Source organism: Streptomyces gottesmaniae (assembly GCF_031845845.1).
GTDB lineage: Bacteria > Actinomycetota > Actinomycetes > Streptomycetales > Streptomycetaceae > Streptomyces > Streptomyces akebiae.
Genome location: NZ_JAVRFJ010000023.1, coordinates 18,315 through 33,246, shown reverse-complemented (window position 1 = coordinate 33,246; position 14,932 = coordinate 18,315). Strand labels below are relative to the sequence as shown.

Here is a 14,932-nt window from a genome sequence, read left to right as displayed (position 1 = left end):
CTTCAGTGATGCCATGTGTCACCACCCATCCACTGAAGAAGAAGGCTGCGAAGTGCGTACGTACAGCCCCAAGCCCGGCGATGTGACTCGCCAGTGGCACGTCATTGACGCACAGGACATCGTCCTGGGTCGTCTGGCTACCACTGCCGCGAACCTCCTCCGTGGCAAGCACAAGCCGACCTATGCCCCTCACATGGACATGGGCGACTTCGTCATCATCATCAACGCCGACAAGGTTCACCTGTCCGGCAACAAGAAGACCCAGAAGCTGGCGTACCGCCACTCCGGCTACCCGGGTGGTCTGCGCTCCGTCCGTTACGACGAGCTGCTGGCGAAGAACCCCGAGAAGGCCGTCGAGAAGGCCATCAAGGGCATGATCCCCAAGAACTCCCTGGGCCGTCAGATGCTCTCGAAGCTGAAGGTCTACTCGGGCGACCAGCACCCCCACGCTGCGCAGCAGCCGGTGCCGTTCGAGATCACCCAGGTCGCGCAGTAGTTCCGGCCACACCCCCAAACAGAAAAGATCTGAGGAGCATCGTGGCCGAGACCACCGCTGAGCAGCCGGTCGAAGAGACCGAGACCGAGCTTGTCGACATCGACAGCTACACCACCGAGTCCGAGGTCCCCGTCGAGGGCGACTACACCTCGGAGTCCCTCGCCGGCCGCTTCGGCGACCCGCAGCCGGCCGCCGGCCTGGGCCGTCGCAAGAACGCCATCGCCCGTGTCCGGATCGTCCCGGGCTCCGGCAAGTGGAAGATCAACGGTCGCACCCTTGAGGACTACTTCCCCAACAAGGTGCACCAGCAGGAAGTCAACGAGCCCTTCAAGGTGCTGGAGCTCGAAGGCCGTTACGACGTCATCGCCCGCATCGCCGGTGGCGGTGTCTCCGGTCAGGCCGGTGCGCTTCGTCTCGGTGTCGCCCGCGCGCTGAACGAGGCCGACGTCGACAACAACCGTGGCGCCCTCAAGAAGGCCGGCTTCCTCCGCCGCGACGACCGTGCGGTCGAGCGCAAGAAGGCCGGTCTGAAGAAGGCCCGCAAGGCCCCGCAGTACAGCAAGCGCTAAATCGCGCTCGCGCCGCTGGCGCGATTCGCGTGCGTTGCGCATTGCGCGTATCGCCCCGGTGGCACGTACCCCGTGCCGCCGGGGCGGTTTGCTTAGCAGGGCTGATCATTCAGCGCAGGCATATGCACAGACTGTCGGTACAACCCCGAAAGGGGGAGGACAGTCTCAGGGGATGTACTTGGTCAGGGGAATGCCGGGACACTCGTGACCATCTGTACGAGCCGCACATTCTGAGCAATTCGGAGGACACCACAGTGGGACGACTCTTCGGCACGGACGGCGTGCGCGGTGTCGCCAACGCGGATCTGACGGCCGAGCTCGCGCTCGGACTGTCCGTCGCGGCGGCACACGTACTCGCCGAGGCGGGAACGTTCGAGGGCCACAAGCCGGTGGCGGTGGTCGGGCGGGATCCGCGAGCGTCCGGGGAGTTCCTGGAGGCGGCCGTGGTGGCCGGCCTCGCCAGCGCGGGTGTCGACGTGCTGCGCGTCGGTGTGCTGCCCACCCCCGCGGTGGCGTTCCTCACCGGTGAGCTGGGCGCCGACCTCGGTGTGATGCTCTCCGCCAGCCACAACGCCATGCCGGACAACGGGATCAAGTTCTTCGCCCGCGGCGGCCACAAGCTCGCCGACGAGCTGGAGGACAGGATCGAGGGCGTCTACGAGGAGCACCGCACCGGGGCTCCCTGGGAGCGGCCCACGGGCGCGGGCGTCGGGCGTGTCCGGTCCTACGACGACGGCTCCGGGCGGTACGTCGAGCATCTGCTCTCCGTCCTCCCCAACCGGCTCGACGGGATCAAGGTCGTCCTCGACGAGGCGCACGGTGCCGCCGCCGGGGTCTCTCCGGAGGCGTTCACCCGCGCCGGCGCCGAGATCGTCACGATCGGGGCCGAGCCGGACGGGCTCAACATCAACGACGGGTGCGGGTCGACGCACCTCGGGCCGCTGAAGGCCGCCGTCCTGGAGCACGGGGCGCACCTCGGCATCGCGCACGACGGCGACGCGGACCGGTGCCTCGCGGTGGACCACGAGGGCAACGAGGTCGACGGGGACCAGATTCTCGCGGTGCTCGCGCTGGCGATGCGGGAGCGTTCCACCCTGCGGGCTGACACGGTCGTGGCGACGGTCATGTCCAACCTCGGCTTCAAGCTGGCGCTGGAGCGGGAGGGGCTGCGGCTGGTGCAGACCGCGGTCGGGGACCGGTACGTGCTGGAGGAGATGAAGGAGCACGGGTACGCGCTCGGGGGCGAGCAGTCCGGGCATGTGATCATCTCCGACCACGCTACGACGGGTGACGGCACACTGACGGGGCTGCTGCTGGCGGCTCGGGTCGCGCAGACCGGCCGTACGCTGCAGGAGCTGGCCGGGGTGATGGAGCGGTTGCCGCAGGTGCTCATCAACGTGCCGGACGTGGATCGGTCGCGGGTGTCCACGTCCGCGGAGCTGGCGGCGGCGGTCGCCGAGGCCGAGGGTGAACTCGGTTCCACGGGGCGGGTGTTGTTGCGGCCGTCCGGGACCGAGCCGTTGGTGCGGGTGATGGTGGAGGCCGCCGACATCGAGCAGGCGCGGTCGGTCGCGGGGCGGCTTGCCGATGCGGTGAAGTCCGCGCTCGGGTAGGTCTGGAGGGCTGTGCGTTCCGGGTAGGGGCGTGGGGTTCTGTGCGTGGCGGGGTGCGGGTGGGTCGTGGCTTGTCGCGCAGTTCCCCGCGCCCCTGACGCCGGCGCGGTCAACGGGTCTTCGACCACAGCCACTTCTGGATGAGCAGGGTGAGGGTGCCCGCCAGGATGATGCCCAGGAGGTTCAGGAGCAGTTGCTCCGTGGAGCCCACCGTCTGCTTCGTGTCGCCGTAGGCCAGGGCCACCGCCGCGTTCGCGGCGGCCGGGACCGTGGTGACCGAGATGGCCACACCCACGAGGGCTCCAGACTTGGCCGAGGTCAGGGAGAGGGTGCCCGCGATGCCCGCGAGGACCGCCACGATGAAGGAGAAGGCGTCGGGGGCGTAGACGAAGGCGGTGTTGGGGCGGTCGGCCTCCAGCTTCGCCTCGGTGAAGTAGCCGAGCGCGTCCATGAAGAGGCTGAAGCCGACCGTCGCCGCCATGGCCACCGCGAAGCCCACGAGGAGGGCGATCAGCGAGCGCAGGGCGAGGCGCGGGTGACGCTGGACGATGGACGTGCTGAAGCCCGCCAGGGGCCCGAACTCGGGGCCGACCGCCATCGCGCCGACGATCAGGACGGCGTTGTCGAGGACCACGCCGCAGGCCGCGATCATCGTGGCGAGGGTGATGAAGGCGACGTAGGTGACGGAGAGCGTCGACTCCTCGTGGGTCGCGTCCGTCAGATGCTCCCAGAGGACCGCGTCGGCGGCCTCGCCGGGCGCGTCCTTCTCGGCCTTGTCGGCGCGTTCGGAGAGCGACAGGTCGATGTTCTCGACGGCGATGGAGCCGGTTCGGTCGAGGTCCAACGCCCGGAGTTCGCCGATCAGTTCGTCGCCCGCCTCGCGTGCCACGTCGCACATGACGACGTCGCCGGCGGGGTTGCGGGCGGCGCCTGGTAGGACGACGAGGTGGGCGCACCCGACCGTGCCCTCGATCAGGCGCACCACTTCGTCGGTCCGGTCGGCCGGGGTGATCAGGCGCAGATGCAGCATGCCCGCAGGGTAGCCGGGCCGGGTGAAGGGGCTACAGCTTGCGCAGGCTGAGACGGCGGACCTTGTGGTCGGGGCCCTTGCGGATGATGAGGGTGGCGCGGCCGCGGGTGGGGGCGATGTTCTCGACCAGGTTGGGCTTGTTGATGGTGCGCCAGAGGGTGCGGGCGTAGTCGAGGGCGTCGTCCTCGGAGACCTGGGTGTACTTGCGGAAGTACGAGTCGGGGTTCTGGAACGCGGTCTGGCGGAGCTTCTTGAAGCGGTTGAGGTACCAGCGCTCGATGTCGTCGGCACCGGCGTCGACGTACACGCTGAAGTCGAAGTAGTCGGCGAGACCGACGCGGGTGCGGCCGTCGCTGCCGGGGAGGGCGGGCTGCAGGACGTTGAGGCCCTCGACGATGAGGATGTCGGGGCGGCGGACCGTGAGCCGCTGGTCGGGGACGATGTCGTAGATGAGGTGGGAGTAGACGGGCGCCGTCACCTCGCCCTTGCCCGCCTTGATGTCGGCGACGAAACGGGTCAGGGCCCGGCGGTCGTACGACTCGGGGAAGCCCTTGCGGGAGACCAGGCCGCGTTCCTGGAGGTCCTTCATGGGGAGCAGGAAGCCGTCGGTGGTGACCAGTTCGACGCGCGGGTGTTCGGGCCAGCGGGCCAGGAGTGCCTGGAGGAGGCGGGCGACGGTGGACTTGCCGACGGCCACGGAGCCGGCGACGCCTATGACGAACGGGGTGCCGGACTGGGAGCCCTGCTCGCCCAGGAAGGTGTTCAGGGCCTGACGCAGGCCGTCGGTGGCGCCCACGTAGAGGTTGAGGAGCCGGGACAACGGCAGATAGATGTCCCGTACCTCGTCGAGGTCGATGACATCGCCCAGGCCGCGCAGCTGTTCGACCTCCTCGGCATTCAGGGGGAGCGGCGTCTTTTCGCGCAGCGCGCTCCATTCGGCACGGGTGAGGTCGACGTAGGGAGTCGCCTCCGGCCTGGGCCGGTGGGCGCTCCGCGGCAACGAGGAGACCGGTGAGATCACAGTCCATTGTTAACGGAGTTTGAACGAGGTGGCGGGTGGGCTCCGTCACGCCGGGCCGGGGCGCGGTAGGGGATTCCCTTCCCTGTGCGTGAACTGTGGCGAAGGTATGGACCTTGGGTGTGGGGAGGACTAGCGTCCGGGCGGTCGGGAGGGAGCCGCCTCCCGGTCGACCAGGGGGAAATGGGGGATGGGGATGACTTTTGGTGTGCGACTTCGCTTACGGGACGCCGTTCGACGGGGGTCCGCGCGCGGTGACGCGGAGCTCGCCGGACGGGTGTGCAGCGAGCTCTCGGCGGACCTGCCGGACGAGGACCTCGGCGAGTGCCTCGATGACGCCATTGACATGTACCGGATGGGCAGTAAGCCGCGGTGCGAGGAGGTCGAGTATCTGGGGATGGTGCGGGAGGCCATCGACCGGATCGAGGAAGGGAGTTGAGCCCGGTGCGCGGGGTGGGCGGGGTGGGCGTCAGGAGGTGATGTCCCGCCAGGCCGCCGGGATCGCCTCCGCCACGTCGTGGGCCCCCGTCGGGGCGCCGTCGGCGGCGTAGCGGCCCGCCAGGCCGTGGAGGTACGCCGCCGCGCTCGCCGCGTCCAGGGGGGCGAGGCCGGCTGCCAGGAGGGAGCCGGCCAGGCCGGAGAGGACGTCGCCGCTGCCCGCGGTGGCGAGCCAGGGGGTGCCGGTGGGGTTGGCGCGGACCGGGGTGTCGGGGTCCGGGCCGGCGATGAGGGTGGTGGAGCCCTTGAGGAGGACCGTGGCGTCGTAGGCGCGGGCCAGGTCGCGTACGGCGGTGAGGCGGGCGGCCTCGACCTCCTCCCGGGAGATGCCCAGAAGGGCGGCCGCCTCTCCCGCGTGCGGGGTCATCAGCGTGGGTGCCTCCCGGGTGCGGACCGTGTCGCGGTCGGCGAGGCGCAGGCCGTCCGCGTCCAGGAGGACCGGGACGTCGGAGGCGAGGGCCTCGGCGACGGGGGTCGGGTCGTCACCCGCGCCGGGGCCCGCGACCCAGGCCTGCACGCGTCCCGCCTTCTTCGGGCCCGTGTTCGAGACGAGGGTCTCCGGGAAGCGGGCGAGGACCGCGTCGGCGGCGGCGCCCACGTACCGGACGGCGCCCGCGCCGCCGCGCAGGGCGCCCGCGACCGCGAGCACCGCCGCGCCCGGGTAGCGGGCCGAGCCCGCCGCGATACCGACGACTCCCCGGCGGTACTTGTCGCTCTCCGGTGAGGGGTGGGGGAGGAGCGCGGCCACGTCGGCGTGCTGGAGGGACTCCAGGGCGGGGGCGGGCGGGAGCGTCTCCGCCAGGCCGATGTCGATCAGGCGGACCGAGCCGGCGTACTCGCGGGCCGGGTCGATGAGCAGGCCCGGTTTGTGGGTGCCGAAGGTGATCGTGAGGTCGGCCCGGACGGCTGCGCCGTGCACCTCGCCGGTGTCCGCTTCGACACCGCTCGGGAGGTCCACGGCGATGACCGTGGCGGGGGAGGCGGCGGCGAGTTCGGCGAGGCGGGCGGCTTCGGGGCGGAGGCCGCCCTTGCCGCCGATGCCGACGACGCCGTCCAGGATCAGGTCGGCCCGAGAGAGGGGGACGGCGGCGGCGTGAGGGGTGGTCGTGGTGCCGCCCGCGCGGCGGAGGGCGGCGAGGGCCGCCGGGTGCGTGCGGTCGGGGGCGAGGAGGACGGCGGTCACACCCGCGCCGCGCCTGGCCAGGCGGGCGCCGGCGTACAGGGTGTCGCCGCCGTTGTCGCCGCTGCCGGTGAGGAGGACGACGCGGCTGCCGTAGACGCGGGGGAGGGTGTCCGCGCAGGCCGCGGCCAGGCCCGCGGCGGCGCGTTGCATCAGGGCGCCTTCGGGGAGGCGGGCCATGAGGGTGCGTTCGGCTGTGCGGACGGTTTCTACACGGTGGGCTGAGCGCATGGGGACGAGTCTGCCTTGGGGAGGGGGTGGAGTGCAGGGGTGGGGGCGTGAGTTCAGGGTGGTGGGTCGGTGGGGGGCGCGCCCTCCGCTGTCGCCGGGCCGGGGTGGGGTTCCGCTGCTCGGCGGTGGCGAGGCGCCGCCTGCGCCCACCCTCCCCCACTCGCGGCTTCGCTCGAGCGGGAGGTGCCCCCATCGCCCCGGCGGCACGATTGCCCGCAGGGGGAGGGGGATGGGCGAAGCCCCTGGCCTCCAGGGGCGCGGGGAACTGCGCGACCAGCCACGCACGGCCCGCACGCGCCCTTCGACCCGCGCGTCCGAGCTATGAGGCGCTCCTGACCCGCACCCTGAGCCGTGAGACGTCTCAGATCCCACCCCGCGATACGTGCCCTCATCCCTCCGCGATCACCACCGCCGACGCCACCCCCGCGTCATGGCTCAACGAGATGTGCCAGGACTGGACGCCCAGTTCGGAGGCGCGGGACGCGACCGTGCCGGTGACGCGGAGGCGGGGTTGGCCGGAGGGTTCGACGTAGACCTCCGCGTCGGTCCAGCGCAGCCCGCTCGGGGCGCCGAGGGCCTTGGCGAGGGCCTCCTTCGCGGCGAAGCGGGCCGCGAGGGAGGCGATGCCCCGGCGTTCGCCGCTGGGGAGGAGGAGTTCGCTGGGCAGGAAGAGGCGGTCGGCCATGCTGGGCGTGCGCTCCAGCGAGGCCCGGAAACGGTCGATCTCGGCGACGTCGATGCCGACTCCGATGATGGGCATGATCCGCACCCTAGCCCCAGCCGGACGCCTCCCCGGGCTCGCCGGAGCGCTCCGCTCACTCCACCGTCACCGACTTCGCCAGGTTCCGCGGCTGGTCCACCTCGTTCCCCCGGGCCGTGGCCAGTTCGCAGGCGAAGACCTGGAGCGGGACCGTGGCGACCAGGGGCTGGAGCAGGGTCGGGGTCGCCGGGACGCGGATCAGGTGGTCGGCGTACGGGACCACCGTCTCGTCGCCCTCCTCCGCGATGACGATGGTGCGGGCGCCCCGCGCGCGGATCTCCTGGATGTTGGAGACGATCTTGTCGTGCAGGAGGGAGCGGCCCGCCGGGGAGGGGACCACGACGACCACCGGGAGGTCCTCCTCGATCAGGGCGATCGGGCCGTGCTTCAGCTCGCCCGCCGCGAAGCCCTCGGCGTGCATGTAGGCCAACTCCTTGAGCTTCAGGGCGCCTTCGAGGGCGACCGGATAGCCCACGTGCCGGCCCAGGAAGAGGACCGTGTTCTTGTCGGCCAGCGTGCGCGCCAACTCCCTTACCGGCTCCATCGTTTCGAGGACGCGTTCCACCTCGTGGGAGATACGGGAGAGGTCGCGGATCACCGCCCGGATCTCGTCGCCCCACTTGGTGCCGCGCACCTGGCCGAGATAGAGGGCCACCAGGTAGCAGGCCACCAGCTGGGTCAGGAACGCCTTCGTCGAGGCGACCGCCACCTCGGGGCCCGCGTGGGTGTAGAGGACCGCGTCGGACTCGCGGGGGATCGTCGAGCCGTTGGTGTTGCAGATGGCGAGGACCCGGGCGCCCTGTTCGCGGGCGTGGCGCAGCGCCATCAGCGTGTCCATGGTCTCGCCGGACTGGGAGATGGCGATGACCAGGGTGTGGGGGCCGAGGATCGGGTCCCGGTAACGGAACTCGCTCGCCAGCTCCACCTCGCACGGGATACGGGTCCAGTGCTCGATGGCGTACTTGGCGATGAGGCCCGCGTGGAACGCCGTACCGCACGCCACGATGACCACCTTGTCCAGCTCGCGCAGCTCCCGGTCGGGGATGCGGACCTCGTCCAGGGACAGCGAGCCCGCCGCGTCGATACGGCCGAGGAGCGTGTCGGCGACCGCCTTGGGCTGCTCGGCGATCTCCTTGAGCATGAAGTAGTCGTACCCGCCCTTCTCCGCCGCCGACGCGTCCCAGTCGACGTGGTACGAGCGGACGTCGGCGGGGCGGCCGTCGAAGGTGGTCACCGTCACGCCGTCGCGGCGCAGTTCGACGACCTGGTCCTGGCCCAGCTCGATCGCGGAGCGGGTGTGGGCGATGAACGCGGCCACGTCGGAGGCGAGGAAGGCCTCGCCCTCGCCGACGCCGACCACCAGGGGCGAGTTGCGGCGCGCGCCCACGACCACGTCCGGTGCGTCCGCGTGCACCGCGACCAGCGTGAACGCTCCCTCCAGCCGACGGCACACCAGCCGCATCGCCTCCGCGAGGTCGTCGCAGGAGGAGAACTGCTCGGCGAGGAGGTGGGCGACGACCTCGGTGTCCGTCTCGGAGGTCAGGGTGTGGCCCCGCTCGGCCAGTTCGGTGCGCAGCGCGGCGAAGTTCTCGATGATGCCGTTGTGGACGACGGCGACCCGGCCCGCGTTGTCGAGGTGCGGGTGGGCGTTGGTGTCCGTGGGGCCGCCGTGGGTGGCCCAGCGGGTGTGGCCGATGCCGGTCGAACCGGTGGGCAGCGGGCGGCCGACCAGCTCCTTCTCCAGGTTGACCAGTTTCCCGGCCTTCTTCGCGGCGGCGAGGCCCCCGTCGGCCGCCACCGCCACGCCGGCGGAGTCGTACCCGCGGTACTCCAGCCGCTTCAGTCCGGCGAGGACCACGTCGAGGGCGGACTGCGAGCCGACGTATCCCACGATTCCGCACATAGAAACCCCTGTGTTGCGCTGTTCGCGACCTGTCGTGTGTCGAGTGTGACTGTACGTGACAGTTCCGTGTGGGTCAGTGGGTGTGTGGGTCAGGTGGGTCGCGATCGGCGCTCCTTCGTGGAGCGGGGTGCGCCCGTTCGATCGGGGGGTCGTGCGCTCTGCGACACTGGGGCTGACATGAGTGAGACAGCACCTGTGCCGCACGCGCCCCTCCGGGCCCGGGCGGAGATCGATCTGGACGCCCTGCGGGCCAATGTGCGCACGCTGCGCGCGTCGGCGCCGGGCGCCGAGCTGATGGCCGTCGTCAAGTCGGACGCCTACGGCCACGGCGCCGTGCGGTGTGCGCGGGCCGCGGTCGAGGCGGGGGCCACCTGGCTCGGGACGGCCACGCCCGAGGAGGCGTTGGCGCTGCGCGCGGCGGGGCTGTCGGGGCGGCTGATGTGCTGGCTCTGGGCGCCGGGCGGGCCCTGGCGCGAGGCGGTCGAGGCGGATCTCGACGTCGCGGTCAGCGGGTTGTGGGCGCTGCGGGAGGTCACCGACGCCGCCCGGCGGGCGGGCCTGCGCGCCCGTGTGCAGCTGAAGGCCGACACCGGGCTCGGGCGCAACGGCTGCCAGCCCGAGGACTGGCCGGAGTTGGTCGCCGAGGCGCTGCGGGCCGAGGCCGAGGGGCTCGTGAAGGTCACCGGGCTCTGGTCGCACCTCGCGTGCGCCGACGAGCCGGGCCACCCGTCCATCGACGCCCAGCTCACCCGCTTCCGCGACATGGTCGGGTACGCGGAGGGCCGGGGCGTGCGCCCCGAGGTGCGGCACATCGCCAACTCGCCCGCCACCCTCACCCGTCCCGACGCGCACTTCGACCTCGTCCGGGCGGGCATCGCGGTCTACGGCATCTCGCCCAGCCCGGAGCTGGGCAGTTCGGCCGACCTCGGGCTGCGGCCGGTGATGCGGCTCAGCGCCTCACTCGCACTGGTCAAACACGTCTCCGCGGGGCACGGCGTCAGCTACGGCCACCACTACGTCACGCCCGGCGCCACGACCCTCGGTCTGGTCCCCGTCGGCTACGCGGACGGCATCCCCCGGCACGCCTCCGGCAGCGGGCCCGTCCTGGTCGGCGGCAAGTGGCGGACGGTCGCGGGCCGGGTCGCCATGGACCAGTTCGTCGTCGACCTCGGCGGGGACGAACCCGCGGCCGGGGACGAGGTCGTGCTGTTCGGGGCCGGTGACGGCGGTGAACCGACCGCCGAGGACTGGGCGAAGGCGGCCGGGACCATCGCGTACGAGATCGTGACGCGCATCGGAACCCGCGTTCCGCGCGTCTACGTCGACACGGGTGAGTGAGCGGGCGCGGACGAGCGGGGGCCGTGAGGATGGGGATCCCGGGCACCTGTACACGAGTAGGTGAAAGACGAACGAGACGGGTAACTCCGTACAGGCGTGCGGAGTGACAGTGGAACCGGACAGGCCGGAGAAGAGGAGCGGGACGTGAGCGAGAGCAGCGCCGAGGCCGTGGAGGCCGTCGCGAGCGCGGCCGCCGCCACGGCCGCGTCCGGCGACGGTATCTGGCGCAGAGCCGGGGTCGCGGGGGCGGCGATAGGCGTCGTCGCGGCGGGCGCGGCGGCCGGCGTCGCCATAGAGCGGCTCACCGTCGGGCGCGGCATGCGCAGGAAGGCCCGCCTGGCGCTCGACTCCACCGGCCCGTACGGGGCGCTGCGCGGCATCCCCGGCAAGGCGGTCGCCGACGACGGCACCGAGCTCTACTACGAGGTCGACGACGTCGAGCCCGAGGCGGGCCTCTCGCCCCGCAGACGCCGTCTCTTCGGCCGCAAGGCACCGGCCCCCGTCACCGTCGTCTTCAGCCACGGCTACTGCCTCAACCAGGACTCCTGGCACTTCCAGCGGGCCGCGTTGCGCGGTGTCGTCCGGACCGTGCACTGGGACCAGCGCAGCCACGGCCGCTCCGAGCGCGGGGTGTCCGGGGTGCGCGACGGGCTGCCGGTCACCATCGACCAGCTGGGCCGCGACCTCAAGGCCGTCATCGACGCGGCGGTCCCCGAGGGGCCCATCGTGCTGGTCGGCCACTCCATGGGCGGCATGACCGTGATGGCGCTGGCCGCGCACTACCCGGAGCTGATCCGCGAGCGGGTCGTCGCCGTCGCCCTGGTCGGTACGTCGTCGGGGCGGCTCGGCGAGGTCAACTTCGGGCTGCCCGTCGCCGGCGTCAACGCGGTACGGCGGGTGCTGCCGGGGGTGCTGAGGGCGCTCGGGCAGCAGGCCGCGCTGGTGGAGCGGGGGCGGCGGGCGACCGCCGATCTGTTCGCCGGGATCATCAAGCGGTACTCGTTCGCGTCGCGGGACGTCGACCCGGCGGTCGCACGGTTCGCCGAACGGATGATCGAGGGCACGCCCATCGACGTCGTCGCCGAGTTCTATCCGGCGTTCACCGAGCACGACAAGACCGAGGCCCTCGCGACGTTCACCGAGCTGCCGGTGCTCGTGCTGGCCGGGGTCAAGGACCTGGTCACCCCGAGCGAGCACAGCGAGGCCATCGCCGACCTGCTGCCGGACGCGGAACTGGTGCTCGTGCCGGACGCGGGGCATCTGGTGATGCTGGAGCATCCCGAGGTCGTGACCGACCGACTTGCCGACCTGCTCACCCGCGCGGGGGCCGTGCCGGCGGGAGCTACCGTAAGTGGTTATGGAAGCGCCAGCAGCACCGCACGTCCCGGGTGAGTCCGAGGCGTCCCTTCGGACCAGCGGATCGTCCCAGGCCGATATGACCGGCGGATCGTCCCAGGCCTTCGAGGCCTCCCCTCGGACCACCGTTCGGATCACCGTCAACGCACCCGACCAGATGCTGGAGCTGGGCCGTCGCCTGGCCAAGCTCCTGCGCGCGGGTGATCTCGTGATGCTCAACGGGGAGTTGGGCGCCGGGAAGACCACACTCACCCGGGGGCTCGGGGAGGGGCTCGGGGTGCGCGGGGCCGTCACCTCGCCGACCTTCGTCATCGCCCGGGTGCATCCGTCGCTCGGGGAGGGGCCGCCGCTCGTGCACGTCGACGCGTATCGCCTGGGCGGCGGGCTGGACGAGATGGAGGACCTCGATCTCGACGTCTCGCTGCCGGAATCGGTGATCGTCGTGGAGTGGGGCGAGGGCAAGGTCGAGGAGCTGACCGACGACCGGCTGAACGTGGTCATCCACCGGGCGGTGGGGGACACGACGGACGAGGTGCGGCACGTGACGGTCACCGGACTGGGTGAGCGGTGGGCGGCTGTGGAGCTGGGTGTGCTGTCCGCGTGACGCTCCGCCGATCGTTCCGACGAGCTGTCGGCAAGATGTTGCGCCGGCCGTCCCCGGCGTGGTCACATGGTAACCAGTCCTTGGTTAGGTCTACCTAACTTGGTTCGCCGTGGCACCAGGAGGCGTCCATGTCGACAGCGCAGCGTAAGCCGGTTCCGTCCGGAGTGGCCGGGGTGTCGATGCGGGACCTGCTGGCCTCCTGTGCGGCGGCGAAGGCGGTTTCCACGCCGCCGGCGGCTCCGCCCGTGGCTCCGCCGGTGAAGGTGGAGGGGTGTCGGCCTGTGGAGCGGCGGCGCCCCCGGGCCGCGTAACCGGTCGGGCGCCTCTGGGCGTGCGGCCTGGGCGCCAGGCGTGGTCGCCAGGCGTGGTCGCGGTCGTCGTGCGGCTGCGGGTCGGGTAGGGGTTCTCGCGCGGTTCCCCGCGCCCCTGACGCGGGCCGGCGACCGGGCGTGAAGCCTCAGTCGACCACGACCACCTTTGTCCCGATGCCCGCGAACTCCCACATCGCCTTGCCGTCCTTGCGGGACTCCCGGATGCCGCCCGTCTTGGTGGTGGGGTCGGGGCGCGGGGTCGAGCCGTCGACGGCCGCGCTGAAGCCCACGGAGACGCCGTCCACCGAGGCGAAGCGGACGACGTGCTCGATCGGGGTGCCGTCGGAGCCGGTGACGGCGGCGGAGCGGGACGAGACCGTGTACGTGGCGGGGCTGGGGTCGACCGTGCTCGGGGTGACCTCGAACGTGCGGGTGACCTTCTCGTTGGCGCCGACCAGCCAGACGCGGTCCTCGTCGAGGGAGTAGACGACCCGCTCGCCGGCGCCCGAGTCGTCGGGGAGGACGTCGTCGGTGTCCTTCTCCCCCTTGCCGGGGGTCTTGGACTGCTTGGCCTTCGGGGACTCCGATGCGGACGGTTTCCCCAGGTCGTCCGGCGCTTTCGCCGAGGCCTGGTAGGTGAGGAAACCGACTGCGGCGATGGCCGCCGCGGTGAGCCCGGCCACGAATCCCGAGCTGCTACTGGCCACCTTCTGCGCCCACCTCTCGTACCCACGTACGCCCTTGAAGTACGTCTGTGCTGTGACGGTAGCAGCAGGGGGAGCGTGCACCGGGTCGGCCGTGGCCCGGGCCGAAGCGCCGTAGGCTGTTTGCGTGCTCTTGCTCGCTCTGGATACCGCCACCCCCGCCGTCACCGTCGCGCTGCACGACGGGACGGACGTCGTCGCCGCGTCGAGTCAGGTGGACGCGCGACGCCACGGGGAACTGCTGCTGCCCGCCGTCGACCGGGTCCTCGCCGAGGCGGGCACCCGCCTCGACGCCGTCACCGGCATCGTCGTGGGCATCGGTCCCGGCCCGTACACCGGGCTGCGCGTCGGCCTCATGACCGCCGACACCTTCGGCCTCGCCCTCGGGGTCCCCGTCCACGGCCTGTGCACCCTCGACGGGCTCGCGTACGCGGCCGGTGCCGAGGGGACGGTCGGGGGACCGTTCGTCGTCGCCACCGACGCCCGGCGCAAGGAGGTGTACTGGGCGCGGTACGAGGACGCGCGGACGAGAGCGACCGAGCCGGCCGTCGACCGGCCCGCCGACATCGCGGAGCTGGTGACCGGGCTTCCCGCCGTCGGGGCGGGCGCGCTGCTGTACCCCGACACCTTCCCCGACGCCCGCGCGCCCGAGCACGTCTCCGCGGCCGCCCTCGCGGCGCTGGCGGCGGAGCGGCTGGCCAAGGGTGAGGAACTGGAGGCGCCCCGGCCGCTCTACCTGCGCCGGCCCGACGCCCAGGTCCCCAAGAACTACAAGGTGGTCACCCCCAAGTGACGACCCCGGTGCTGCGCGAGATGCGCTGGTGGGACATCGAGCCCGTCCTGGAGCTGGAGAGGGACCTCTTCCCCGAGGACGCCTGGTCCCGCGGCATGTTCTGGTCGGACCTCGCCCACGCGCGGGGCCCGAACGCCACCCGGCGTTACGTGGTGGCGGTGGTCCCGGACGAGGGCGCGGACGACGACAGCGGTGGTGAAGGGCGGATCATCGGCTACGGGGGCCTGGCCTCCGCCGGGGACACCGCCGACGTCCAGACCATCGCCGTCGCCCGGGAACACTGGGGCACCGGCCTGGGCGCGACGATCCTCACCGAGCTGCTGCGGGCCGCCACCGCCTTCGAGTGCGCCCAGGTGATGCTCGAATGCCGGGTAGACAACGTCCGCGCCCAGAAGCTCTACGAACGCTTCGGCTTCGAGGCGATCGGCTTCCGCCGCGGCTACTACCAGCCGGGCAACGTGGACGCGCTGGTCATGCGCCTCAACGACCCTTCCACATCCGTACAAGGAACCGAGATCAATGGCTAGG

The 14,932-nt window shown here is 71.8% G+C and carries 16 protein-coding genes; 10 read left to right on the top strand and 6 right to left on the bottom strand.

Annotated features, from left to right (window positions below; genetic code table 11):
• The first annotated feature begins 52 nt into the window (after nucleotides 1–52).
• From rplM to glmM, 3 genes are all read left to right on the top strand, one after another.
• Nucleotides 53–496, top strand: a complete 444-nt coding sequence (rplM, locus tag RM704_RS24910; RefSeq protein ID WP_033528354.1) for a 50S ribosomal protein L13 — start codon at nucleotides 53–55, stop codon at nucleotides 494–496.
• A 41-nt stretch (nucleotides 497–537) separates the two neighbouring features.
• Entirely contained in the window at nucleotides 538–1,065 is a 528-nt protein-coding gene (rpsI, locus tag RM704_RS24905; protein ID WP_033528355.1) for a 30S ribosomal protein S9, read from the top strand.
• A 254-nt stretch (nucleotides 1,066–1,319) separates the two neighbouring features.
• Nucleotides 1,320–2,678 (top strand): phosphoglucosamine mutase, encoded by a 1,359-nt coding sequence (glmM, locus tag RM704_RS24900; protein WP_033528356.1) that lies wholly within the window; start codon nucleotides 1,320–1,322, stop codon nucleotides 2,676–2,678.
• A gap of 109 nt (nucleotides 2,679–2,787) precedes the next feature.
• Here glmM and RM704_RS24895 read toward each other — a convergent pair whose 3' ends face one another.
• Nucleotides 2,788–3,708 carry a DUF389 domain-containing protein gene (locus RM704_RS24895; protein WP_033528357.1) on the bottom strand — a complete coding sequence of 307 codons (921 nt, stop codon included), beginning with the start codon at nucleotides 3,706–3,708 and terminating at the stop codon, nucleotides 2,788–2,790.
• A gap of 31 nt (nucleotides 3,709–3,739) precedes the next feature.
• Nucleotides 3,740–4,729 (bottom strand): type I pantothenate kinase, encoded by a 990-nt coding sequence (gene coaA / locus RM704_RS24890; protein ID WP_033528358.1) that lies wholly within the window; start codon nucleotides 4,727–4,729, stop codon nucleotides 3,740–3,742.
• 274 nt (nucleotides 4,730–5,003) lie between these two features.
• On the opposite strand from coaA, the gene RM704_RS24885 reads away from it, so the two are divergent.
• The gene (locus tag RM704_RS24885; protein WP_311591234.1) at nucleotides 5,004–5,165 is read left to right on the top strand and encodes a hypothetical protein; all 162 of its coding nucleotides are present in this window, start codon (nucleotides 5,004–5,006) and stop codon (nucleotides 5,163–5,165) included.
• A 30-nt stretch (nucleotides 5,166–5,195) separates the two neighbouring features.
• Here RM704_RS24885 and RM704_RS24880 read toward each other — a convergent pair whose 3' ends face one another.
• The 3 genes from RM704_RS24880 to glmS all read right to left on the bottom strand — a co-directional run bounded on the left by RM704_RS24880 (nucleotide 5,196) and on the right by glmS (nucleotide 9,298).
• A complete protein-coding gene (locus RM704_RS24880) occupies nucleotides 5,196–6,635 on the bottom strand; it encodes an NAD(P)H-hydrate dehydratase (protein ID WP_192829694.1) in 1,440 nt (479 codons plus the stop codon).
• A 388-nt stretch (nucleotides 6,636–7,023) separates the two neighbouring features.
• A complete protein-coding gene (locus RM704_RS24875) occupies nucleotides 7,024–7,395 on the bottom strand; it encodes a holo-ACP synthase (protein ID WP_033528399.1) in 372 nt (123 codons plus the stop codon).
• A gap of 55 nt (nucleotides 7,396–7,450) precedes the next feature.
• A complete protein-coding gene (gene glmS / locus RM704_RS24870) occupies nucleotides 7,451–9,298 on the bottom strand; it encodes a glutamine--fructose-6-phosphate transaminase (isomerizing) (RefSeq protein ID WP_033528360.1) in 1,848 nt (615 codons plus the stop codon).
• 177 nt (nucleotides 9,299–9,475) lie between these two features.
• On the opposite strand from glmS, the gene alr reads away from it, so the two are divergent.
• The 4 genes from alr to RM704_RS24850 all read left to right on the top strand — a co-directional run bounded on the left by alr (nucleotide 9,476) and on the right by RM704_RS24850 (nucleotide 12,907).
• Nucleotides 9,476–10,636 carry an alanine racemase gene (gene alr / locus RM704_RS24865; protein WP_033528361.1) on the top strand — a complete coding sequence of 387 codons (1,161 nt, stop codon included), beginning with the start codon at nucleotides 9,476–9,478 and terminating at the stop codon, nucleotides 10,634–10,636.
• A 144-nt stretch (nucleotides 10,637–10,780) separates the two neighbouring features.
• Entirely contained in the window at nucleotides 10,781–12,028 is a 1,248-nt protein-coding gene (locus tag RM704_RS24860) for an alpha/beta fold hydrolase (protein ID WP_033528362.1), read from the top strand.
• Nucleotides 12,029–12,071: 43 nt separating this feature from the next.
• Complete coding sequence (gene tsaE / locus RM704_RS24855; protein ID WP_033528363.1) at nucleotides 12,072–12,596, top strand: tRNA (adenosine(37)-N6)-threonylcarbamoyltransferase complex ATPase subunit type 1 TsaE; 525 nt, start codon at nucleotides 12,072–12,074, stop codon at nucleotides 12,594–12,596.
• Nucleotides 12,597–12,724: 128 nt separating this feature from the next.
• A complete protein-coding gene (locus RM704_RS24850) occupies nucleotides 12,725–12,907 on the top strand; it encodes a hypothetical protein (protein ID WP_078937198.1) in 183 nt (60 codons plus the stop codon).
• Between the two features lie 146 nt (nucleotides 12,908–13,053).
• Here RM704_RS24850 and RM704_RS24845 read toward each other — a convergent pair whose 3' ends face one another.
• A complete protein-coding gene (locus RM704_RS24845) occupies nucleotides 13,054–13,614 on the bottom strand; it encodes a hypothetical protein (RefSeq protein ID WP_192829695.1) in 561 nt (186 codons plus the stop codon).
• Between the two features lie 124 nt (nucleotides 13,615–13,738).
• On the opposite strand from RM704_RS24845, the gene tsaB reads away from it, so the two are divergent.
• The gene (gene tsaB / locus RM704_RS24840) at nucleotides 13,739–14,404 is read left to right on the top strand and encodes a tRNA (adenosine(37)-N6)-threonylcarbamoyltransferase complex dimerization subunit type 1 TsaB (RefSeq protein ID WP_033528365.1); all 666 of its coding nucleotides are present in this window, start codon (nucleotides 13,739–13,741) and stop codon (nucleotides 14,402–14,404) included.
• Nucleotides 14,401–14,931 carry a ribosomal protein S18-alanine N-acetyltransferase gene (rimI, locus tag RM704_RS24835; RefSeq protein WP_033528366.1) on the top strand — a complete coding sequence of 177 codons (531 nt, stop codon included), beginning with the start codon at nucleotides 14,401–14,403 and terminating at the stop codon, nucleotides 14,929–14,931. The genes tsaB and rimI overlap by 4 nt, the downstream gene beginning before the upstream one ends.
• Nucleotide 14,932: the final 1 nt, after the last annotated feature.